This window comes from Photobacterium piscicola, assembly GCF_900166965.1.
GTDB lineage: Bacteria > Pseudomonadota > Gammaproteobacteria > Enterobacterales > Vibrionaceae > Photobacterium > Photobacterium piscicola.
The window spans coordinates 129,418-151,115 of the sequence record NZ_FUZI01000003.1; the positions used below are offsets into that span (position 1 = coordinate 129,418).

16 protein-coding genes are annotated in these 21,698 nt (G+C 38.5%); 6 read left to right on the plus strand and 10 right to left on the minus strand.

Translation table 11 applies throughout. The annotated features are described in order from the left end of the window. Nucleotides 1-37: 37 nt before the first annotated feature. On the plus strand, nt 38-973 hold the full coding sequence (locus CZ809_RS09575) for a LysR family transcriptional regulator (RefSeq protein WP_080157316.1): 936 nt from the start codon (nt 38-40) through the stop codon (nt 971-973). Here CZ809_RS09575 and CZ809_RS09580 read toward each other — a convergent pair. Both CZ809_RS09580 and CZ809_RS09585 read right to left on the minus strand, forming a co-directional pair. Continuing rightward, on the minus strand, nt 964-1,836 hold the full coding sequence (locus CZ809_RS09580; RefSeq protein WP_080157317.1) for a YjjW family glycine radical enzyme activase: 873 nt from the start codon (nt 1,834-1,836) through the stop codon (nt 964-966). The two genes, CZ809_RS09575 and CZ809_RS09580, sit on opposite strands and share 10 nt — an antisense overlap. Before the next feature lie 16 nt (nt 1,837-1,852). Further along, the gene (locus CZ809_RS09585; RefSeq protein WP_080157318.1) at nt 1,853-3,385 is read right to left on the minus strand and encodes a YjjI family glycine radical enzyme; all 1,533 of its coding nucleotides are present in this window, start codon (nt 3,383-3,385) and stop codon (nt 1,853-1,855) included. Nucleotides 3,386-4,030: 645 nt separating this feature from the next. Between CZ809_RS09585 and CZ809_RS09590 the strand changes: the two genes are divergently transcribed. Continuing rightward, the gene (locus CZ809_RS09590; protein ID WP_080157320.1) at nt 4,031-5,812 is read left to right on the plus strand and encodes a L,D-transpeptidase family protein; all 1,782 of its coding nucleotides are present in this window, start codon (nt 4,031-4,033) and stop codon (nt 5,810-5,812) included. A 148-nt stretch (nt 5,813-5,960) separates the two neighbouring features. Then, on the plus strand, nt 5,961-6,692 hold the full coding sequence (locus tag CZ809_RS09595) for an HAD family hydrolase (protein ID WP_080157322.1): 732 nt from the start codon (nt 5,961-5,963) through the stop codon (nt 6,690-6,692). Nucleotides 6,693-6,790: 98 nt separating this feature from the next. On the opposite strand, the gene CZ809_RS09600 is transcribed toward CZ809_RS09595, so the two are convergent. Continuing rightward, nucleotides 6,791-7,744: a TerC family protein gene (locus CZ809_RS09600; RefSeq protein WP_080157323.1), complete on the minus strand. Its 954-nt coding sequence runs from the start codon at nt 7,742-7,744 to the stop codon at nt 6,791-6,793. 1,004 nt (nt 7,745-8,748) lie between these two features. Between CZ809_RS09600 and CZ809_RS09605 the strand changes: the two genes are divergently transcribed. Continuing rightward, nucleotides 8,749-9,147 carry a hypothetical protein gene (locus CZ809_RS09605; RefSeq protein ID WP_080157325.1) on the plus strand — a complete coding sequence of 133 codons (399 nt, stop codon included), beginning with the start codon at nt 8,749-8,751 and terminating at the stop codon, nt 9,145-9,147. Between the two features lie 75 nt (nt 9,148-9,222). On the opposite strand, the gene CZ809_RS09610 is transcribed toward CZ809_RS09605, so the two are convergent. From CZ809_RS09610 to CZ809_RS09625, 4 genes are all read right to left on the minus strand, one after another. Then, nucleotides 9,223-10,593: an SLC13 family permease gene (locus tag CZ809_RS09610; protein WP_080157327.1), complete on the minus strand. Its 1,371-nt coding sequence runs from the start codon at nt 10,591-10,593 to the stop codon at nt 9,223-9,225. 496 nt (nt 10,594-11,089) lie between these two features. After that, nucleotides 11,090-11,860, minus strand: a complete 771-nt coding sequence (locus CZ809_RS09615) for a SanA/YdcF family protein (RefSeq protein WP_080157329.1) — start codon at nt 11,858-11,860, stop codon at nt 11,090-11,092. A 199-nt stretch (nt 11,861-12,059) separates the two neighbouring features. Continuing rightward, nucleotides 12,060-13,748 carry an NAD-dependent malic enzyme gene (locus CZ809_RS09620; protein WP_080157331.1) on the minus strand — a complete coding sequence of 563 codons (1,689 nt, stop codon included), beginning with the start codon at nt 13,746-13,748 and terminating at the stop codon, nt 12,060-12,062. A 291-nt stretch (nt 13,749-14,039) separates the two neighbouring features. Next, nucleotides 14,040-14,936 (minus strand): 1,4-dihydroxy-2-naphthoyl-CoA synthase, encoded by an 897-nt coding sequence (locus tag CZ809_RS09625; protein ID WP_060998009.1) that lies wholly within the window; start codon nt 14,934-14,936, stop codon nt 14,040-14,042. A gap of 198 nt (nt 14,937-15,134) precedes the next feature. Between CZ809_RS09625 and CZ809_RS09630 the strand changes: the two genes are divergently transcribed. Next, complete coding sequence (locus CZ809_RS09630; protein ID WP_080157333.1) at nt 15,135-17,534, plus strand: helicase-related protein; 2,400 nt, start codon at nt 15,135-15,137, stop codon at nt 17,532-17,534. A gap of 110 nt (nt 17,535-17,644) precedes the next feature. On the opposite strand, the gene CZ809_RS09635 is transcribed toward CZ809_RS09630, so the two are convergent. The 3 genes from CZ809_RS09635 to CZ809_RS09645 all read right to left on the minus strand — a co-directional run bounded on the left by CZ809_RS09635 (nt 17,645) and on the right by CZ809_RS09645 (nt 20,163). After that, nucleotides 17,645-18,100 carry a tellurite resistance TerB family protein gene (locus CZ809_RS09635; protein WP_080157335.1) on the minus strand — a complete coding sequence of 152 codons (456 nt, stop codon included), beginning with the start codon at nt 18,098-18,100 and terminating at the stop codon, nt 17,645-17,647. Nucleotides 18,101-18,204: 104 nt separating this feature from the next. Beyond that, nucleotides 18,205-19,179: a zinc transporter ZntB gene (locus CZ809_RS09640; protein ID WP_080157338.1), complete on the minus strand. Its 975-nt coding sequence runs from the start codon at nt 19,177-19,179 to the stop codon at nt 18,205-18,207. Between the two features lie 123 nt (nt 19,180-19,302). Continuing rightward, nucleotides 19,303-20,163: an AraC family transcriptional regulator gene (locus tag CZ809_RS09645; RefSeq protein WP_080157340.1), complete on the minus strand. Its 861-nt coding sequence runs from the start codon at nt 20,161-20,163 to the stop codon at nt 19,303-19,305. Nucleotides 20,164-20,288: 125 nt separating this feature from the next. Here CZ809_RS09645 and CZ809_RS09650 point away from each other — a divergent pair, with 125 nt between their 5' ends. After that, entirely contained in the window at nt 20,289-21,680 is a 1,392-nt protein-coding gene (locus tag CZ809_RS09650) for an MATE family efflux transporter (RefSeq protein WP_080157342.1), read from the plus strand. The last annotated feature ends 18 nt before the right edge of the window (nt 21,681-21,698 follow it).

Sequence of the window (21,698 nt, forward strand, 5' to 3'; positions counted from 1 at the left end):
TGGCTGGCATTTTTTATTTATATTCAAGAGATAGTAAATGGATTTAATTAAGCTATCACGCATTAGCATGAAGCACCTTATTACCTTGCACGTTATGTTAGATACCCTCAGTGTGACAGCGTGTGCTCATCGATTATGTGTTAGTCCATCTTCCGTTAGTAAAACGCTCACTCAGCTTCGAGATACATTAAATGATGAGCTATTTTATCGTAATGGTAATCGGTTGGTTTCAACGCCATTAGCGCGTCGTTTAGGGCCGACAGTGCATCAAATGATCAATGACATGAATCAAATCATGACTCAAGAACAATTTGATGTTGCGCATTATGCGGGGAGTTTTTTATTGTCGATGCGTGAAAGCACTTTTGAGTTAATTGCAGCACCGTTATGTGAGCAAGTATTAAAGTTAGCACCCAATATTCGATTAGATATTTGGTCTAAAGATAATATTGGTGTTAGTGGGCTAGCAAAAGGGGTATTGGATTTTATTATTCTGCCTCATGATCTTAGTCAGCCACCAAATATCGATAATAACTTAGTTTGGGAAACCTTATTTACTGATGAAATGGTGTGTTTAATGTCTAATGAACACCCATTAGCGACTCAACCACTGACCATTGATGATTATTTACATTATGATCATATTGGAATTGTTGATAATGATCTCAGTGTACCATTTTTTGAAATGCAGCTTATTCAGCAACATAGAAAACGTAAAGTTATGGTCAACGTTGCTGATTTTGGTGCAGCAGCGACATTGTGTAAAAATACTAAATTATTGTTTACGTGTTCAAAGAGGTGGGCAGAAGTGGCAGCGCAAGCACAATCGTTGACCATGAAAGAATTGCCATTTAATTATGGCCAAGTTGGTTATAGTTTAGTGTGGTATCAGCCAAGTATGAACGATCCTGCGTTACGGTGGCTGTACCAGCAAATTACAACCGTTGGACATAAAATTGGTCGCTATACATAAACCGTTGGCAGTATTAGATTAGTGATATTACGTTCGGTTAGCTGCATTGCTAATGTTTCAATATCGGTTTGGCTACACGGTGTCCAATTTAATGATTCGCCTGTGACACCATGATGTTGAAACGCATTAAGCTTGATACGAACGTCATTATTTAATGTTGCTAAATATCCTGCAATATCATCGATGTATTGCTCGTAATCGGTGACGTTTGGAATCTGCAATAAGCGTATCTCATATAATTTTTGATGTTGACTTAACCAACAAATACTCGCCAATACTCGGTCATTATCACGGCCAGTTAACCACCGATGAGTGGTGTTATTCCATGCTTTTAAATCAATCATCGCCCCATCAAGGTAAGGGGAGACTGATTGCCACCCTGTAATACTTAAACTACCGTTACTGTCGATCATACAGCTAAGATGTTGCAAGCTAGGATCGGATTTTATCGCTTTAAAAAGGGCAATTATATACGGTAATTGTAATGTTGCTTCACCGCCTGTTACCGTAATGCCATTAATAAAGAATAAATTATCTCTAATTAATGCCAAGGTATCAGTGACAGTTAACTGCTGTGTTTTTGGTGTTGATTGTTTATTACACGTGGTTAGGCATGCATCACACTCAGTACAAGTTGTCATATTCCATATTACAAACGGTTTATTGTTTTGTGTGGTGAGCTGTAATGATTGTGTTGGGCAATTTGGTACACAATCACCACATTGATTACACATATCTATAGTTTGTGGATTATGGCAGTTTTTGCAGCGGTAGTTACACCCCTGCAAAAACAGCACCATTCGATTACCCGGCCCATCAACACATGAGTAGTTCAATATTTTGCTGACGGTAGCAGAAATCATAGTAAGTATTCTTTATTTATTTTGATGGGTAAACAGGTGACATTTCACGACTAACGACACGTGGTTGACGCTCCAGAATATGTGTATTTTCTGATGCTTCTGTACCTAACCAGGTTGTATTTGTGCGTGAGCCTTGTTGTTTGAATTTTGCAATATCAGACAACTTAACCATGTAACCCGTGACACGGACAAGATCATTGCTAGCAACGTTAGCTGTAAACTCACGGAAACCTAACGCTAATGCACCTTTACATAGTTGCATTAATGCGAGTGGGTTGTTCTTAATGGTTTCTTCAAGAGTTAAAATTTCACTGATACCCGATGTATAGTATTTATGATGAGCGGCTAATGCCTTAATGTGCATTACAGGATCGGGTTCAGTACCGTAAGGAATACGAATGCCGGGTGTGACTTCGTGATCACAACTAATACCACCTTGAGAGTGTAATAATGCTCGACCATTAAAACCGTATTTTACTGGGGTTGTTGTTACAATGTCACTTAATGTTGCACTGATTTTTAACCCAATGGCATTAGCATCTTCATTATGACCATATTGTGCCGTTGAGCCTGATTTCTCCATCAGAATATTAACGGCTTCTGCCATACCATAAATACCAAACATAGGGGCAAAACGATCTTCATTAATCAAACCTTCTGTGGTTAAGAAGCCAGTAAAGAAGTTTGATTCTTGATGTAAGAATGTTGAACGCGCATCAATAAGTTCAAACATTAGTACACAATAATGAGGCAAGGTCGATGCTAAAAAATCTTCAATGCTATTACTTTGCAATGCCACTTCTTTTAAATTAAGCCGGACAAGTGTATTTGCACCACCCGCAAGCGGAAGAGAGTTATAGCAACTTACAATACCGAATCCTTGTTTGCCAAAAGCATCTGAGAACATTGGATAGTTAGCGATATGTGGCTTACTGCACTCACAGATATTATTACATGCTTGTTGTAGCAGGCTATCTGGCGTGGTTGTGGGGTCGTACATAAAGGTTAAATTTGGTGCGACTTGCTTAAGCTCAGCATCAATCTTCAAAATCATACGACAAACAATGTTGTCTGTTGGGCCAATATTAACGTGCATAAACGCATCTGGAAGGGTGCGATCTAACATTATCCAAAAGTTTTTCAGTTTACGGTAAAGAGCGTCTTCGCTGATGTCACTAACAAAAGGCAGTAAGATTTGATCAAGTTGGCCAAGGTAAACGGGAATATTGGTAACAGAAGGCACATGATGATAAATAATAGTCAGCAGGTTGATGGCTTCATCTAAATTCGTTGCCGGTTCAAGCTCTAAGTATTCTGAACCTTGTTGTAAAAATTTGGCGTAATCAGGAAGAACATAACGTGGCTTAAAGGGGGCATTACCTTCAAACATATCACAAATAATACCAGCTTCTTTTGCAGCTAACACCGAATCAGAGATAGGCATGTAATCTACAAGAGCTTCAGCTTCTAATGACAGGAACAATGTTTTTTGTTTTGCACTAAGTGTTGCATCAGTAATGATGTTTTTGATCTTGCTTTGTGATGTCATTGCTATGTTCTTCTTATATCCATAGGTTTTATGTGGCTAATCTAGCGTATGTTTATTTTTTCCAGAAGTGAAAAAGAAGGAATGGTGTTTTTCTAAAAAGGAAATCCGTGGTGATGATAGTGAATCAATGTTTGTGTGGTTAAATATAGATGCCAATATTGAATTGAGTTCAAAGTGAAGGTGAGGTTATGCAATTATAACAACCATAACGAAAGGTAATTGCTTTTTTGGGTAATAGAAGGCGATGGAAGGGGCAATGTTGTATCGACACAATAACAATTCAGCTTAATTATCGAACAAATATTAAGCAGAAAAGCGAAAAATCCATTTTTTTACGTTATATAAAACTTTTAATAAAAAACTGTTTTTTTAGTGTTGAAATGAAAAAATAAATTTTAAGTTCTTTTTAATCAGTGTGTTATTTATGTTTTTTGTGCAATTTCTAAATAAAAAATTATGATGCGGCATAATTAATTTTTAAAGTTTCATTTTTTGAATTGTATCATTTGTCAAAATTTGTCTAAATATACCTAGTTAGTTTTTTTTATGAACTATGGATTGCCGTCATTGCATATCAATAAGATAAGCTGTAATGCTAGGTATGGTATTTTTCGTTCTATTTTATAGGTAAGGATCGCTTTGACGATGTTTAATCCTCAACGTGTTGTTGCTAAGCGTGTTAGCAAACTTTTAGTGTTGTCACTGATGGTACCCGGTAGTGCTTTTGCTGCTGAGGTAAGCTCTGCTGTTCCACACAATGTCGCAGCTGTATCACAAAATAATAATGTGCCCATTGTCGGTTCTAGTGCAGTATTGCCTAAAATGCCTACTGATACACGAAAAGCACCGTTAACTGCTGGCAGTGTTGATTGGTCTTCATTGAATAACCTGCATTTGCAAAGCACGAAAATGCTATGTGGTGATACAACCAGTAATGTGTGTTTCGCTCCGCAAATTGAACAAGCTTATGCGCAAAATAAATTTTATCCACTTTGGAATACAGTCGCACTGCGTAATGAGTTAGCATTACAACTTCAAGTACTTGCTGATAGTAAAATGCTCCCTGGTATTGCACAGCGTTTAACTGAAATGAAGCAACTTGAACAAGACGGTAATCTGCGTGGCTATGATTTATTAGCGACAGATACTTACTATGTTTATCGTGCATTTCAGAATTACATTGCTCAACACCGTAATGTTTTATTCTTATCTAAACCCGTTAATATGACCCATAGCATGTTGGAATATGCGAAGGGGGATGACGCATATCCAATGACGATGGCTAAATTAACAATGTACCGCCCTACATATGTTGATTTTGAGCCAACGATAAAGGTTATTCAGAAGTTTGAAAATTTAGCGCCGCATCATTTAGTTGCATCAAATTTTAAAGGCGTATATCGTCAAGGCGCTGTATTGCCAAAAGGACATGAAATTGTTCAGGTTCTATATAACCTTGGCGATATGTCAGCTGCAGATCGTGATACCTTATTGGCTCAGCCAACAGTCACAAACACAGGTATAATGTTTAAGAGTCTTAAGACTTTCCAAAAGCGTCATGGCTTAAGTGTTGATGGTGTTATTGGTGCTGGTACTGTTAAACAGTTAGTAATGCCTTATAGTGATATCGCACGTGTTCTTGCATTGAATACGTTACGTTTATCGGCTTTAAACCGTCATAATGATACCCGTGCACATATCTGGGTAAATATTCCGAACTACAAGTTAGAAGTGTTCGACAACGGTAAAAAAGTATTTGAGTCTAAAGTTATCGTCGGTCGTGATACTCGCCCAACAAACTTGTTCTCATCTGCGATTACAACCATGGTTGTGAATCCATATTGGAATGTGCCAATCACCATTAAACAGAACGATGTTATTCCAAAAGTGAAGATATCGCGTGATTATTTGAAAGCACATAACATGCAAATTCTAAATAGCTGGCGTGATCGTACTGTTATTCCACCAAGTAGCATTGATTGGGCAACAGTAAATCCAAAAACATTCCCTCATGAATTCCAGCAAGGTCCTGGTCCTCATAACTCATTGGGTAATGTGAAATTCTTAATGCCAAATGATTATGCTATTTTCTTACATGATACGCCTGCTCATGGTTTATTTAGCCGTAATAAGCGTGATTTAAGCTCTGGTTGTGTACGTGTTGAGCGTGCTGATGATTTAGCTAATTATGTAATTAATTATCAAAATCGTAGTAGTATTGCACCGTTTAAGACAATGTTAGATACCAAGCAACATAAAGTGGTAAGCCTATCTAAGCGTATTGATGTTGATTTTGTGTACTTAACTGCATGGGTTGATCAAGATGGTCACCTACAAATGCGTAGTGATATTTATGGCTATGACTCACCACAAGCTAAGCCAATTAAAGCTAAATTTATTACAATGAAAGATTTTGTGAATCACTAAATTATTATTGATTGCGTAATCTGTTAAAGCCAGCACTTGAATGCTGGCTTTTTTATGTGCGCAATTTGGTAACTCAGGGTAGAATTTAATTATTATTTTTAAAACTACATAGTTAGAGTGTCATGATGTACGGCACAATGGGGACGTAATGTTAAAAGCTATTTTTTTAGATATGGATGAAACGTTATGTGCAACATCAGTTGCAGATAAACAAGCTTTAGCGACATTAACACACTATGTTCAATCACAATTTCCGACATTGAATGCTGATGTTTTTTGCCAACGTTACATTGCCGGAATTTATAAACAGTTAAATAGTGAATTTCCACAATTAGTGGCGTTATTAGATAATGAATTACTGTTTCGTCAAACATTAGTACAAACACTATTTGCTCAGCAACAGATCTCTCTTTCTTTTGAGCAAGCAAAAGCTATTCAAGCAGCGTTTGATGATGGTCGTATGGCTGGGTTTGATTTCTTTCCTGAAGTTAAAGCGATGCTTGCGACGCTTCGTCAACATTATAAGCTGGTGGTGATCACTAACGGGCCTGTTTTTTCTCAGTATCCTAAACTTGCAGCTACCGCTATGGATCAACATGTAGACTATATTATTGTTGGTGGGGAAGAGCCAGAAGAGAAGCCTGCATTAAGTATTTTTAAAAAAGCATTAGATCTGGTGAAGTGTGAGCCAAGTGAAACCCTTCATATGGGAGATTCATTAGCGGCTGATATTGCAGGTGCAAATGGGGCTGGTATTGCTAGTGTGTGGGTTGATACAGGCAAGAAGAGCGATCATGACAAGCTTTCGCAAATCATACCGTCATATATTGTGACTCAGCCACAACAGCTCTTGAATGTGATAACACAACATCTTGCTTAGTGAATAGTTAGTAGTGATAAAGTAAAGAATAAAAATGCCACTGGTTATCATTTTTAGTTAGCAGTGGCATTTTTTATTTAATCAGTAATCAGCAGTGATTATTGTTCAGTTGTTTCAATATTACGTGTTTTCCATAGCGATGCACTGATAGCAATCGTAATAGAAAGAATGATCACACAAAGTGAAATCACTGTTGGAATCGCATATGGTGAACCAACAAGTAGCATTTTGATACCAATAAAACTCAGTATAAATGCTAAAGCGACGCGTAAATAGCAGAAACGAGTCAACATGCCTTCCAATACGAAATACAGTGAACGTAAACCCAGTAGGGCAAACACATTAGCTGTAAAGACTAAGAATGCTTCTTGGGTAACGGCGAAAATTGCAGGAATTGAGTCCAGTGCAAACATCACATCGGTTAGTGAGATAACTGCGACGACAACTAATAGTGGTGTTGCAAGCCAACCTTTACTGTCTTTAATAAACATTTTATGATCATGATAATCATCAGAGACTCTAAAGAAGCGCTTCACAATACGCACTGGTGCTGAATCTGAGAAATCTTCCTGTTCTTCTTCACCTTCGCGCCATAGTTTAAAACCAGTATAAAGTAAGAAAACAGCAAAGATGTATAGGATCCAATGATAATCAGCCAATAGTTTTGCGCCAACACCAATCATACCAGCACGTAGGAAGAGTGCACCGACAATACCCAGCATAAGAATACGAGGACGTAGACGTTCAGGTACGGCAAATTGGCCAAAGATTAATGCAAAAACAAATAAGTTATCAACACTTAACGATTTCTCTAATAAGTAGCCAGTAATAAATGATGTTGCTGCTTGTTTATTTGTATATGTACTCTCTGGTGCCATTTGAGGCCAGTATAGGTAAATAAAGCCCATAAAAATAAGAGCTAAACATACCCAAAAAACACTCCAAAGTGCGGCTGTTTTAATCGATATTTTACCACCACGTGTTTGATACAGATCGAGTGCAAACATTAATACTGTTAATACAGCAAACCCTTCATAACTAAAAATACTCATAGAGTTCTCTCTTTATATAAATATCTAGTGCGATAATTTATTGCTATTAGTTTTATTGTTTATTTAATGATATTTATAAAAATCGAATTAAATGAAACAGTAATCATAACAATATGTTATTGCATAGAATAAAATACGAAAGGTATGCCATAGGCGAGCCTAAACAAAACCTTCCGCACATTAAAAAAACCCATGCAATTATGTTGCATAGGTTCGAATACATTTATATGTAAACGATAATGGCATTGGTCTCGTCAAAATGGTGCTGGCAGTGGTGTCTATTGCAGACAAAAAGTTACTGCGAGCAAATCCATTCACGGCTGCCGGAAGTTTGTGACTTCGAGATGACGACAGGCGAACAATTGTGACTACTCCCCAAACGAGGCAATTTTAGACTTGTAGCCCATAAGTTTCCAGTCGTTTTTATGGTTAATTTTACATAAGATTTAAAAAAGCGTTAATTTGAAGCAATTAATTATCAATATGGTGAATAAATTACCGTTTTATTGGGGTGGTGAAAATCATTATTTTAGGTTGTTAATAATAATTGGTGATGTTTCACACTCGTAAGGTGGTGAGTTTATTAAATGTAATCAATTATAAAATTATTGGTGCCAATAAAGGATGTTTTACTTACAGCAGGGAGTAGGTTAAGAATAATCATATGATGTTAGATTATTGAATGATTGCTTATTTATTAGTGGTGATGTTGCTATAAATTGTTTGGCAGAGATAAGAGGAATTATTGCTAGTAACGATTTATTGTAAGTATAGAATGATTTTATAGATATAGAGTTATTTATAAAGTATTAACTGTGATCGTTTTGTTAAATATTTGTTTTTATTGTGTTTTTGTGAATTTAAGTGTAAATAGAATGAGATATTCATCACAGACTTTAATTGTGAAATATACAATTAGAATTGATATCAACGTATAGTGATTACATTAGGTAGTTCCACTAATGATATTTAAATGAATATTATGTTTCTGACTAAGGATAGCTATGGAAACAATCGTTGATAAAGCCATAGAAAAGGATGTGATTTTTGATTACACGGAGTTTCTATCTAAATCATGCCAGCAACGTTTATCATTTATGGACGCTTTAAAATATTTAATTCCTTTATTTGAAGCGACAGTAAAAACAATGGGTAAAAATAATTTATCTTGTGCTGAGCGACTAGAAAAAAAAGCATTAAAAATATTATCAAGCCATACAAGTGATATTAATAATTTAATTCGATTGTCCTCTTTAGCAAAACAAGAAGGTATTATGCGGCTTGTCGTTTATCTTCCATACTCGCTTGAAGAACAACAATTAATTGAATTAAAAAGTGAAATAAAAGGAACAGTTGACTTCGTCAAAGACAATACGGAACAACTATTATTTATTCTCGATTAAAATAACGCATAAAAAAAGGTGACGGTTTATGTCACCTTTCTTATTTTTCAGTATATTATGCAGTTATTGGTCGATTTACCAAAATAGCCATGTAAATACAGTTAAAAATATAATACAAACAATATTTAAATAAAGTCCAACTCGCATCATTTCACTTTGCTTTATATAACCGGTACTAAACACAATCGCATTGGGTGGTGTGGCAACTGGTAGCATAAACGCACAAGACGCACTGATAGCAATTAATGCTGATAATACAATGGGTGATACACCTAGCGCTTCAGCTACGGTTGCAAAAACTGGGACCAATAATGCGGCACTTGCCGTATTACTCGCAAACTCAGTAAGAAAAACTACAAAAATAGCCACTCCAAGAATAGTGAGTAGAAGCCCTGCTTGATGTAGCATGTCACTGAGTGCTGTGGCAAGGAAGACACTTGTTCCCGTTACTTTAAGTATGTTACTTAAACAAATGCCACCTCCGAACAGTAATAATACGCCCCAATCGGTTGAATTCTTGATGTCTTTCCATTCAACAACTCTAGATACCGCAAGCATGATGATGGCACTTAAAGCAACCAAGGTGTCAAATTTAGCATAGCCGCCTAAAAAGGTATTTATGGGTTTACTGAAGATCCATAAGGCCACGGTCACCATGAAAATAGCCATTGTGATTAGCTTACCATTACTCCATTGAATGGGAGTATGGTCAAGTTCAAACTGATGGTTTAGATCTGGCTTTAAGATGATGTATAGCAGTGTGACAGTGAGTGGTAATAGAATAATAGTAACGGGAACGCCAAAGGCCATCCACTCAGTAAAACTTAAACCCACTTCAGCGGCAGCAATAGCGTTCGGTGGACTACCAACAATGGTTGCGATACCGCCAATACTGGCACAATAAGCTGTACCTAATAACACAAAAACATAGGTCTTATGGCCACTTTTTGTATTGACCTTGCTTAAGACACCTAATACGAGTGGCAGCATCATCGCTGTGGTGGCGGTATTACTGATCCACATTGATAATCCAGCAGTTACACCAAACAACATAAATACAGCCACAGACATACGCCCTTTGGCTGCAATCAGCACTTTATCTGCAATTACTTGGTCGAGTTGCTGTTTATGTAATGCTGCTGCAAGTGCAAATCCACCTAAGAATAGGAATATGATTGGATTTGAAAAGCTCGTTAATGCTTTAGATGTATCAAAAACACCGAACCCTACAGCGAGCAGTGGAATGAGTAGGGCTGTAATACTGACATGGATGGCTTCAGTCAACCACATTACAGCAACGAAGAATAATATGCTTAAACCAATCACAACATTACGTTCAAAAGGTAATGTATTGATGAGTATAAACATCATTAAACTATTGCCAATCAGAATTAAACTATTCCTATTGAATAGCCAATGTTTGAGTGTAAGAGCAAGTGTTGTCATAGGTGAATCTTCCATATGTTGAGACTACATTATTTTTATAGTTAGCTTTTAGTAAGCGGAAGTGATCATACGATGGGTTACGGTAGTATGAATGTGATGAAAGTATATTAATAAGGTGTGTTTGTTGATTATTTGTGTGTATTGTGATCTTTATGTGGCTTTTAATGTGCTAGGTTGTATTTTCTGGAGGCTATATATTGCTGAAATAATGCTTTTTAGCGTTATATAATTTGGCTTAAGATAACTAGTGCTGCGCGATCTAGGTTATGCTATCATAAGTACTGCAATGGAGTGCTTATTAGTATAAAGACTAGTGGATAATGAAAGAAAAAAAGATCAGCTTAACTAAAAAAATTCATAGAGAAGCGCAAGAGCATATGAAATGTGTTCGACAGCGGGTTTTTGATAATATGAATAATAGAAATAAAGTCAGTCAAATAGTTTAATAAAAGACTGATTAAAAGCCAGATACCTCATGAGTACGGGTCTGGCTTTTTTAATGTTCAGTTTTTAATGCTGGTGGTGGTGAAATTGTTTTTATCGCGGCAGAGGGGACGATTATTTTAATTGGAGCCTGATCAGTTATTGGTGCAAGAATATGTTCCACAGGCGCGGTAATTAATGGATCAATGATGGGTTCTTTGGGGCCTAAGAATTTAGGTTGCACATGTAATATAAACAAATCAATCATTGCTTTTATGCGAGCAAACACTTCACGTACACGAATTTTAAAACTTGCCATACCACGGCGAGGCTCTTTAACAGCTAAACAGCTTGCGTTGATATTATAGTGATTGGCAATAAATAATGCACGTTCACAATGAAACTGCTGAGTAATAATAACAAAACGATTAGTATCAAAGACTTCTTTTGCTCGAACAACAGAGTCAAGGGTACGAAAGCCAGCATAATCTAGCACTATTTCATTTTTAGCTACACCAGCCTTTAATAAGTCGCGCTTCATTGTACGAGGCTCATTGTACGAACGATGTGCGTTATCACCACTGACTAAGAAAACATCAACTTTATGCTTGTTATATAAATCGACGGCAGCAGACATGCGGTAGGTATAATAAGGATTGAGTGTTTTAGCTATGTATTTACTGGTGCCTAAAACCAATCCAACATTATAATCAGGCAGTTTTGCTGGATCGTGGTAAATTTGGTTTGCTGTTTGTGCTGAAACCCAACGATCAAGTAATAATAACGTGGCAACAAAGATGATAAAGAGAACTGCAGTAATGCGAATTATGTTGAGCAGTTTCATAATTATCCAATAAAAAAATATAATGCTTTATTAATATCTTACCTTAATAAATGATGTTTTTGTTTAAAAAAGCCCAAACGTAAGCTTCAATCATGACGGTTTGTATGTTTTGTGCGCGATATCATGCATTAAACTGCTTGAAATAAACATTCGAAGCATTATTCAATACTTCGAATGTTAGTGACAAATTAACGGTTAGTTAAAATGAGGTACGCTTGTAACGGCGGTATTCTGATTGCCAGAAGTTAGCATCAATTTTCTCACGAATACGTTCATCAGAATTTTTAGGTGCTTTGTGTTGTTCAACCGCTTTTTTGGCAACCGCAAAAGCAATTTTACGGGATACTTTTTGAATATCCTCAAGCCCTGGAAGCAGTGGACCTTCACCGTGAATCGCTAATGGTGAACACTCCGCAAGCGCGCGGCTACTTTCCATTAGCATTTCACTGGTAACACGACGCGCATTAACAGCCAGAACGCCTAAACCAATACCTGGGAAAATGTAGCTATTATTACATTGAACGATTGGGTAAGTTTTGCCTTCGTAAACGACAGGATCAAACGGTGAGCCTGTTGCGACTAATGCATTACCTTCAGTCCAATGAATGAGATCAAACGGTGTTGCCTCAACACGGCTAGTTGGGTTTGATAATGGGAAAATAATTGGGCGAGGGCAATGAGCGTACATTTCACGAATAACTTCTTCGCTAAATAGCCCTGGAACGCCTGACACACCAATTAGTACTGTTGGTTTAGCATTACGCATAACATCCAATAATGAAATATTGGTATCAGATAGTTCCCAATCTTCAATATTAGTATTCTTTTGCACTAAGGCTTGTTGGAAGTTGAGTAAGTTAGGCATGTTCTCAACTAATAAGCCCCAACGATCCACCATAAATACTTGGCTACGCGCTTGTGCATCAGTAATACCACCAGCGACCATTTGAGCAATAATAGCTTCAGCAATACCACAACCAGCAGAGCCTGCACCTAAGAATGTCACACGTTGATCAGATAATTTGGTGCCAGCTGCTTTACATGCTGCTAATAATGAACCAACAGTCACAGCAGCAGTACCTTGAATATCATCGTTAAAGCAACATACTTTATCTTTATAGCGTTCAAGTAATGGCATCGCATTTTTTTGAGCGAAATCTTCAAACTGGATTAATGCTTCAGGCCAACGGTGTTTAACTGCTTGAATGAAATCATCAACAAAGTTGTCATATTCAGTGCCTGTGATACGTGCGTGTCGCCAACCCATGTACATTGGATCTGAAAGGCGTTGTGGGTTATTGGTACCAACATCTAGTACAACAGGTAATGTGTAAGCAGGGCTAATGCCACCACAAGCGGTGTAAAGAGAAAGTTTACCGATAGGAATACCCATACCACCGATGCCCTGATCGCCTAAACCAAGAATACGTTCGCCATCAGTAACAACAATTACTTTCACGTTTTGGCGAGAAGCGTTGTTTAGCATGTCTTCAATGCGATCGCGGTTTGGGTAAGAAATAAATAAACCACGGCCGCGGCGGTAGATATTTGAGAAATCTTCACAGGCAGAACCAACCGTTGGTGTATAAATAATCGGCATCATTTCTGTGATATGGTTTTCTACAAGACGGTAGAAAAGCGTTTCATTGGTGTCTTGGATATTGCGTAAGTAAATATGCTTATCCATGTCGTTATCAAATTTCTGATATTGCTGGTAAGCACGTTCAGTTTGTTCTTCTATTGACTCGATAGCTTCAGGAAGAAGACCTTCTAGGTTGAAAAACATGCGCTCTTCAATAGAGAAAGCACTGCCTTTATTTAGTAATGGCGTCTCAAGGAGTATTGGGCCGGCGTAAGGAATATATAGAGGTCTTTTATTATTGTTCATACGATAAACTCTGTTGCGATTAAGCCAGAAACTGGACTGAGAATTTCTATGCTGCTAATGCTAGAACTTCATCGTTGATAATTCAAAGGGTAGAGTGATTTATTTCGAGAAAGCGGTCATGTTTCTGATGTTTATTTTATTAATAAGCAAAAATAGGCCTGTTTTTTATGGCAACTAATAATTTGGACAAAATAAAAGCCCTTGAATAAGAGCTTTTGCTTATAAGATGAGATATGTATCTGTGTTACTAACGCAATAAGATCATCTTGTTACTATTTTTTGTAATGCGTATCAATAATGCCAAGGGAATTTGCTGAAATCTTGATCGCGTTTTTCTAAGAAAGCATCACGACCTTCTTGCGCTTCTGCGGTGCCATAAGCTAAACGGGTTGCTTCACCTGCAAATAATTGCTGACCGACTAAACCATCGTCTGGTAAGTTAAAGCCATATTTAAGCATACGCATTGCAGTTGGTGATTTACTGTTAATTTCTTTCGCCCAACGTAGTGCTTCTTCTTCAAGTTCAAAGTGATCAACCACTTTGTTAACCATACCCATGTCATAAGCTTCTTGAGCGCTGTAGTTAAAGCCACAGAAGAAGATTTCACGCGCACGTTTTTGGCCGATCATTTTCGCTAAGTATGCAGAGCCATAACCAGAATCAAATGATGCCACATCAGGATCGGTTTGTTTAAATACCGCGTGCTCTTTAGAGGCAAGAGTTAAGTCACAAACAACATGCAGACTATGACCGCCACCAACAGCCCAGCCAGGAACAACTGCAATCACGACTTTTGGCATAAAGCGAATAAGACGTTGCACTTCAAGGATATGCAAACGACCCATACGAGCAACATCAGCAGTACCTTCTTCAGCACCTTCATATTTGTAGCCATCTTTACCACGAATACGTTGATCGCCACCCGATGAGAAAGACCACTGTCCTTTATGAGATGGGCCGTTACCGGTAATTAATACGCAACCCACATCTGACCATTGACGAGCATGATCAAGCGCTGTGTAAAGTTCATCGACAGTTTTTGGGCGAAAGGCATTTAAGCAATCAGGACGATCAATGGCAATACGTACTGTTCCATGCGCTTTAGCACGATGGTAAGTGATGTCTTCAAAGTTAAAGCCTGGAACGGCTTCCCATAATTCAGGGTTAAAAATGGTTTTGCTAGTCATACGGCACAGCCTCCATAAGTTGATGCTGTAAGGCTAGGGAGTTACAGCAAAAAGTCAATTATTGTAGCGGTAAACTGACATATTTACTGAAAATTAGTGTTGATTGTTTATGGAATCAACAACTATCAAGGCTAGTCAATGACAACATCGTTGAATATTGTCACAATAACCACGTCAGAATCAGTAATAGATTGAATTATGTACGCTTCATTGCCTATTGATAGTATTAAGTCCGATTTTTTAGTCGCATTATCTCAACAACACATTGTCGTAGAGGCTGAAACCGGATCAGGAAAATCAACCCGTTTACCCTTGTGGGCTGCCGAATTAGGCCGAGTATTAGTGGTTGAACCGCGACGAGTGGCTTGTACATCATTAGCTGAATATTTAACCACTGATGTTGCTAATCCCCAGCAGATATCCGTTGGCTATGCGATTCGTTTTGAACAACATTTTGATGCAGATACTCAAGTGATCTTTGCGACACCGGGGGTTGCATTACGTTGGTTAAGTGATAATCAGTTAGCTTTGTTTGATACGGTGATCATTGATGAATTTCATGAACGTCGTTGGGATACCGATTTACTGCTCGCTCTTTTAAAACAGCGCCAAAGTCATCGTTTAGTTGCCACCTCGGCGACAATGGATAGCCAACGTTTAGTGACGTATTTAGGTGCCACGCATTTGCATGCGACAGGGCGTAATTTTATGGTGAATGTTTGTCATCATGCGGCTGATACTCAAACCATGCCCAGCAATGAACATTTGGAACAACGGATCGTTAAGTTAACCAGTCAGTATTATCGTGATCATCAAGATATCTTAGTATTTTTACCCGGCAGAAAGGAAATTACCGCAGCAACTCAAGCGCTTCGACGTTATTTTGCTGATGCGGTTGCCGCAGGTGCGGTAGATGTAATTCCATTGCATGCCTCTGTTACCGATGATGAACGCCAACGGGCGCTAACCGCAAGTAAGAAACAACGTATTATTTTGGCGACCAATGTTGCTGAAACATCACTGACTATTCCGGGTGTTACACTCATTATTGACTCAGGGTTAGAGCGTCGAACCCACCAGCGTAATGGTCGTACTGTATTAGCATTACATGCCATTTCAAAAGCAAGTGCTGAGCAACGTAAAGGTCGCGCAGGTCGCGTGAAAGATGGTGTTTGTCTGCGTTTATATGGCAAAGCTGCACCACTTGAGCGATTAACGCCCGCAGAATTACAACGTGAAGAGTTAGTTGAACCCTATTTAGCCGCGTTGTGCTGCGAGGCTAAATTTTCACAATTAGCGTTTATTGATCCTTTGCCAGAAAAAACGTTAATGAGTGCCTTTCAAACATTACAAACGATGAAAGCGGTAACGGATGATGAAGTGGTGACCGATTATGGGCGACGTTTGTATCAATTACCGATTGATAGTTTATTTGCCCATTTGATTACTGCAATGCCTGAGCGCCGTCATCAAGAAGCTATGGTTGACTTAGCTGCTGCATTATCGATTCCGCAAAAACTGTGGCAGCCTCCTAAGTCAGAACAAGATCAACAGGCGTTATTTTTATGGTTAGGGCAACAATATTGTGATGCGACAGCGTTAATTAAAATTGTAAGGGCAGATGTTGTACCCAAATGGCTAACCGTTGATGACAATATGCGCACAGAAGCACGACTATTGGCATCTAAAATGCGAGAAGTACTGCAATTACCGCAACTTGAAGCTGCTAGTGCCTTTCGTCGTCAGCCGTGGATTGATGCTGTTATGACGGCAGTGCCAGAGCTGGTTTATGTACGTCGGGAACGGCGTCGACAAGCTTTAGGTAATGGTTTTAATGAAGTGACACTTAGTCGTGATACTTTATTTGCAATAGAACATGATCAAATGGCAGAGGCTGCGGTGGTATTTGACCAATTTGCTTTACCGGGTAAGGGTGTTAAACAAAACCTAGTCTTAGCCACATGTATCGCACCTGTGACGTTGTCACAAATAGTAGCGCTTGATCTCGGTGACAATCAATACGGACAAACCATTGAAACCAGTGCAGGTCATTTTCAAACGGCAATTGAACGAATTTATGCTGGGCGGGTGATTGATACCCAATGGCAAGATGTTAGCGGTGCAGCAGCCAGTACTGCTATTGTCGATTTGATTTTAGCTAACGAAGTTTTAGCAGGATTAGCGGCACGCTTAACGACAGATATACACCAATGGAATTTGTACCTTGGATTAGGACGTTATCAAGCTGATATTTGTCAGCGAAAACCTGAAATTGTTGAGGTGACAGAATGGTTATCACAACAGATTGTAGATATTGGAATTGAAACAATTGATGATATTGCTTTGTTCAGTGCCGACGATTTTGTATTTAATGGTATTCCTGAATGGGAACGCGAAGAGTTTGACAATCAATATCCACACAGTGTGAATTTAAATGATTTTGAGCTCCGTATTGAGTATCAGATCAGCCGAAAAACCGTGATTGCGCATTATCTTCATGGAAATCGTAAACAAGATCCTAAGCGATGGGAGTTACCACGTTGGCAAGGATGGCGAATTAAATATAAGAAAGCGAGTCGAACTATTGATATTCATTGATAGGACGAGATAAATCAGCATAAAAACAACCACGGTAGCAAATTTCTACCGTGGTAGTGTTTTGATTGATCATAAGAGAAGTAAGGCGTTATATGGAAAGCATACAGAGATTATGAGGCTAATTTACCCGCATTGAGCTTGGCGCGAATATACTCAGAGTGATCTAAATAGATCAAATCAGACACCTGTCTGATCACCGCTTCTTCTAAAGGATCTATTACGCCATCAGCATAGGCAACTTGCCACATTGCTTCAATTAATTGATAACGTTGTGGTTGTGATAATTCGCGTAGTTTATTAGTAAATTCATATAAAGAAATAGATTGCTGGCTTTGTTGTTGTGCTTGGCTCAGTAATACCGTTGCTTGTTCTTCTGTGGTATCAAGTAATTTAATCAGTAGCTGCACTTTTGCTTGTTCTTCACGCGGGTCACGATCATGATCGGCATTTGCCACTTCACATAACAATGACGCCATCGCTAAATTAAGTGTGGGTGTATCTACTGCGCCAGCGCTGGCACTTTCATTCATAACTTGTCTAAACAAAGTTCGTAATGTTGAAAACATTGTAGCCCTTATTCTGATGATAATTACGTATAACTAATACCTAAGTTTATATCGATATACGATAAAAATAAAAGCCACTAAAAATACGTTTGCAGTTTTATCTGTTATATCCATTTTCGACGATAAAATAATGCGAGTTGCAGAATCAATACGCCAACTAATAATCCACAGAAGATTGAAAATGACAAATGATCTTCTGCGCCGGGAATACCGTCAAGGTTAACCCCAAATAAACCTGTTAAAAATCCTAGCGGTAAGAATACCGTGGTAATAAGTGAGAGGAAGTATAGTCGTTGATTTAATGCTTCTGATTGCAGACTCATTAACTCTTCTTGGGTTACATTAGCACGTTCGCGAATAGCATTAAGATCATCAAGCGCATGACTGATTTTTTCATCTACTTCATGAATTTTTTGACGTTCCGCCAGAGATAGTAGTGGTGTCTCTATGGTTATTAATTTAGCTAATGCATCACGTTGAGGTGTCATTGAATGACGTAACTTTACTGTTTCACGACGTAATACAGCGATATTATTACGTAAGTTCATATCGCTATCCGTCATGACTTGCTCTTCAAGCTCGGTCAATTGTTCATCAATGGTATCAATCACCGTCATTTTATGACTTACCAAATGATCACATAAGCTTAAAATAAAGTTACCAATAGTTGTGGGACCAAAGCCACCTTCAATATGATCGGCTATACGTGAAATAGCGACAATAGGCTGGTTTGACGTGGTAACAATCAAGTTTTTAGTAAAATAGCCACGAATAGAAACCATACTGTCTGACGGTTTATTTTGGGTATTTTTATCAATATCGATACCACGTAATGCTAAGAAGAACCCATCTTTGGTTTGGTTTAATCGTGGCCGTTCACGATCATTGGTTAGGGAGTCCTTTTCGATATCAGGTAGCTGACTTTGTTGAATCCATTGCTGTGCTTGTGGTTGGGTATAGTCGAGATGCAGCCAAAGTAGACCATCAGTGGATTGCCAGTTATTAATTTTATCAAGGGTCAGTGCGGGTTTGGAATGATCGCCATTAAGTTGATAACAGTAAGCAAAACAATTTGGCATGGAGGGTCCCTTTTAGAGCACTAAGTACTTAAGTCTTATTTATTTTATGACTATAAGCTTAACCGATATAAGTCATCGATAGAAAATAAAATATTTGATGGTTATTGATTGAGCTGTTGATGCTTAAGATTCACTCTGAAACCGTGATCTGAATTGACGTGGGCTAAAAGAACTCCAGCTTTTAAAACGGGTACTAAAATTAGTTGGGTTTGGATAACCACAAAAGTCACTAATATGTTGAATTGGCCAGGAAGTGGTGGTTAATAAACCGGCGGCATGTTCCATGCGTAAGTGCGTTAAACGTGCCATAGGGGCTTGGCTATAATATTGCTGACATAAACGGTGTAAATGTGGTTCAGAACATGGATACAGTGCAGCTAGATCTTTTACTTGCCATGGGTGGTGTAATTGCTGTTTTGCATGCTGAAATACACGCTCTAAACGTTGTAATGCTAATGGTGAATGAGGCGAAGTGCGGTTAGCAACCAATAGGCATAGTTGTTCAGTGATATTTGCCGAAAGTTGATCCGCAAGGGGATAGCCCAAACACAGTGCTTGTTGAAGACAACCGATAGTTTGAAATAATAATGAGCCTGATTGGGTTGGATAATAAGTTATCTCATGAGGTAACTTATTATCCCAATAACTTTGTTGTTCAAGCATAACCCACGCCATATCCCAAATAAGATCATGATTCTCGTTGGGATTGATATCAAATCCATTCTCATACCCTGGTGGCACATAAATCACATGATCGGGTTGCAAATCCCATTGCTTGGCTGGAGTGTTAAGTATTCCGCGGCCTTTGAGGGTAAATAGCAACATGTGCATGTCAGGGTTACGACGGTAAAGAGTAAATGCTTCTTTACCATAATTAATGCCACACTGAATGATGTGCTTTTGTTCCAAGGCTAATGATTGCACTTGGTCAATAATGATGGAGTGGCATTGTGGTGAAATATTTAAATGTTCAAACCATGCCATTATAAAATCCTTTTTGATTAAAGTTGATAGTTTGGCAAACGTTTTTGATTGCTTAGAATAACCGTAAATTAACAACACTAGGTATGATCATTATCACAAGGTAACCGTTAATTGAGTATTTAACTATGACGACATGGCGCACATCAGCAGATAGAATTTTTTGGCAAAAAACGTGGCGGTTGGCATTACCGGTTTCGATGCAGTCAATGTTGTTCGCATTACTGGGGTTAGTCGATGTACTAATGGTGTCAAAACTGGGTGAATCGCCAGTCGCTGCCGTGGGTATAGGTAACCGTATCTTCTTTTTTAACTTATTGCTGGTGGTTGGTGTCAGTGGTGCCGTTGGAGTATTAGCCGCTCAATATTTTGGCGCTGGTAGAATGGACGGTGTGCGTCGCACCTTATTGCAATCCTGGGTGTGTGCGATTGTTTTTACGTTACCTTTTGCGATTATCTATCGTTTATTTCCACAACAAATTGTTAGCGTTATTAGCGATCAGGCTGATTTTGTTGTACATGCTAAAGACTATTTGTACGTTTGTGGTTGGAGCATCATTTTTACTGCGATTGTCGTGCCTTTAGAGGCGGCTTTACGTGCTGTTGGTGAAGCAAAAATGCCAACCTATGTCGGTTTAGTGGCTGTGCTATTAAACGCGACGTTAAATGCGCTATTTATTTTTGGCCTATATGGTTTCCCTGAAATGGGGGTTGCTGGAGCCGCATTAGGAACAACGATTTCACGCGGTATTCAAACAGTAATTTTATTAGCTGTGACTTATTACCGACATCGTGAAATTCTGCCGTTAGCGATTGATATCGAAACAGCAAAAACACCTCAAGCGCGTAAACGTTATTTAACCATTGCATTACCAATGATCATTCATGATGCAGGTTGGGCGATGGGCGTTTTGGTTTACAGTATTATTTTTGCTCAGTTAGGTGTCACTGAATTAGCAATCATTAGCCTACTTGCACCGATTGAGGGCGTATTGATTTCTGCTTTTATCGGTTTTGCCGTGGCCGCTTCGACTATTTTAGGGCATGAATTAGGCGCTGAGAATTACCAACGGGCTTGGCATCAGTCATGGTTCTTTATTGGGTTGAGTGTGTCGATGGCTTTTGTGTTGGGTATTTCAATTTGGCTGGCGAGTGATACGGTAAGTCTGTGGCTTCAACGGGCAGATACGCCGAACTTAGCTATGTCATTAAATGTCACCATGGTGCTTGCGTTGGGGCTATTTTTAAAAGTGTTTAATATGGTGGGTATTGGAGGGGTATTGCGCAGCGGTGGCGATATCAAATTCAGCATTTTCATTGATTTGTTCGGTCAGTGGGGTGTGGGTATTCCTTTGGCTATCTTTACCGGCATTTTTCTGGGGTGGCCTTTACATTGGGTGTTAACCGCTATTTTAGCTGAGGAAGTAGTGAAAGTTGCACTGACGACTTATCGTATTCGAGGTCGTAAGTGGCTAGCTAATTTGATTAATGATACTGACCAAGTATTAGTATCGGTGTGATTGTTTGTAAACATACTG

What these genes read in the sequence shown, in the direction of transcription:
- CZ809_RS09575 (WP_080157316.1), top strand. Translation starts at nt 38, where the DNA reads ATGGATTTAATTAAGCTATCACGCATTAGCATGAAGCACCTTATTACC.
- CZ809_RS09580 (WP_080157317.1), bottom strand. Translation starts at nt 1,836, where the DNA reads ATGATTTCTGCTACCGTCAGCAAAATATTGAACTACTCATGTGTTGAT.
- CZ809_RS09585 (WP_080157318.1), bottom strand. Translation starts at nt 3,385, where the DNA reads ATGACATCACAAAGCAAGATCAAAAACATCATTACTGATGCAACACTT.
- CZ809_RS09590 (WP_080157320.1), top strand. Translation starts at nt 4,031, where the DNA reads ATGTTTAATCCTCAACGTGTTGTTGCTAAGCGTGTTAGCAAACTTTTA.
- CZ809_RS09595 (WP_080157322.1), top strand. Translation starts at nt 5,961, where the DNA reads ATGTTAAAAGCTATTTTTTTAGATATGGATGAAACGTTATGTGCAACA.
- CZ809_RS09600 (WP_080157323.1), bottom strand. Translation starts at nt 7,744, where the DNA reads ATGAGTATTTTTAGTTATGAAGGGTTTGCTGTATTAACAGTATTAATG.
- CZ809_RS09605 (WP_080157325.1), top strand. Translation starts at nt 8,749, where the DNA reads ATGGAAACAATCGTTGATAAAGCCATAGAAAAGGATGTGATTTTTGAT.
- CZ809_RS09610 (WP_080157327.1), bottom strand. Translation starts at nt 10,593, where the DNA reads ATGACAACACTTGCTCTTACACTCAAACATTGGCTATTCAATAGGAAT.
- CZ809_RS09615 (WP_080157329.1), bottom strand. Translation starts at nt 11,860, where the DNA reads ATGAAACTGCTCAACATAATTCGCATTACTGCAGTTCTCTTTATCATC.
- CZ809_RS09620 (WP_080157331.1), bottom strand. Translation starts at nt 13,748, where the DNA reads ATGAACAATAATAAAAGACCTCTATATATTCCTTACGCCGGCCCAATA.
- CZ809_RS09625 (WP_060998009.1), bottom strand. Translation starts at nt 14,936, where the DNA reads ATGACTAGCAAAACCATTTTTAACCCTGAATTATGGGAAGCCGTTCCA.
- CZ809_RS09630 (WP_080157333.1), top strand. Translation starts at nt 15,135, where the DNA reads ATGTACGCTTCATTGCCTATTGATAGTATTAAGTCCGATTTTTTAGTC.
- CZ809_RS09635 (WP_080157335.1), bottom strand. Translation starts at nt 18,100, where the DNA reads ATGTTTTCAACATTACGAACTTTGTTTAGACAAGTTATGAATGAAAGT.
- CZ809_RS09640 (WP_080157338.1), bottom strand. Translation starts at nt 19,179, where the DNA reads ATGCCAAATTGTTTTGCTTACTGTTATCAACTTAATGGCGATCATTCC.
- CZ809_RS09645 (WP_080157340.1), bottom strand. Translation starts at nt 20,163, where the DNA reads ATGGCATGGTTTGAACATTTAAATATTTCACCACAATGCCACTCCATC.
- CZ809_RS09650 (WP_080157342.1), top strand. Translation starts at nt 20,289, where the DNA reads ATGACGACATGGCGCACATCAGCAGATAGAATTTTTTGGCAAAAAACG.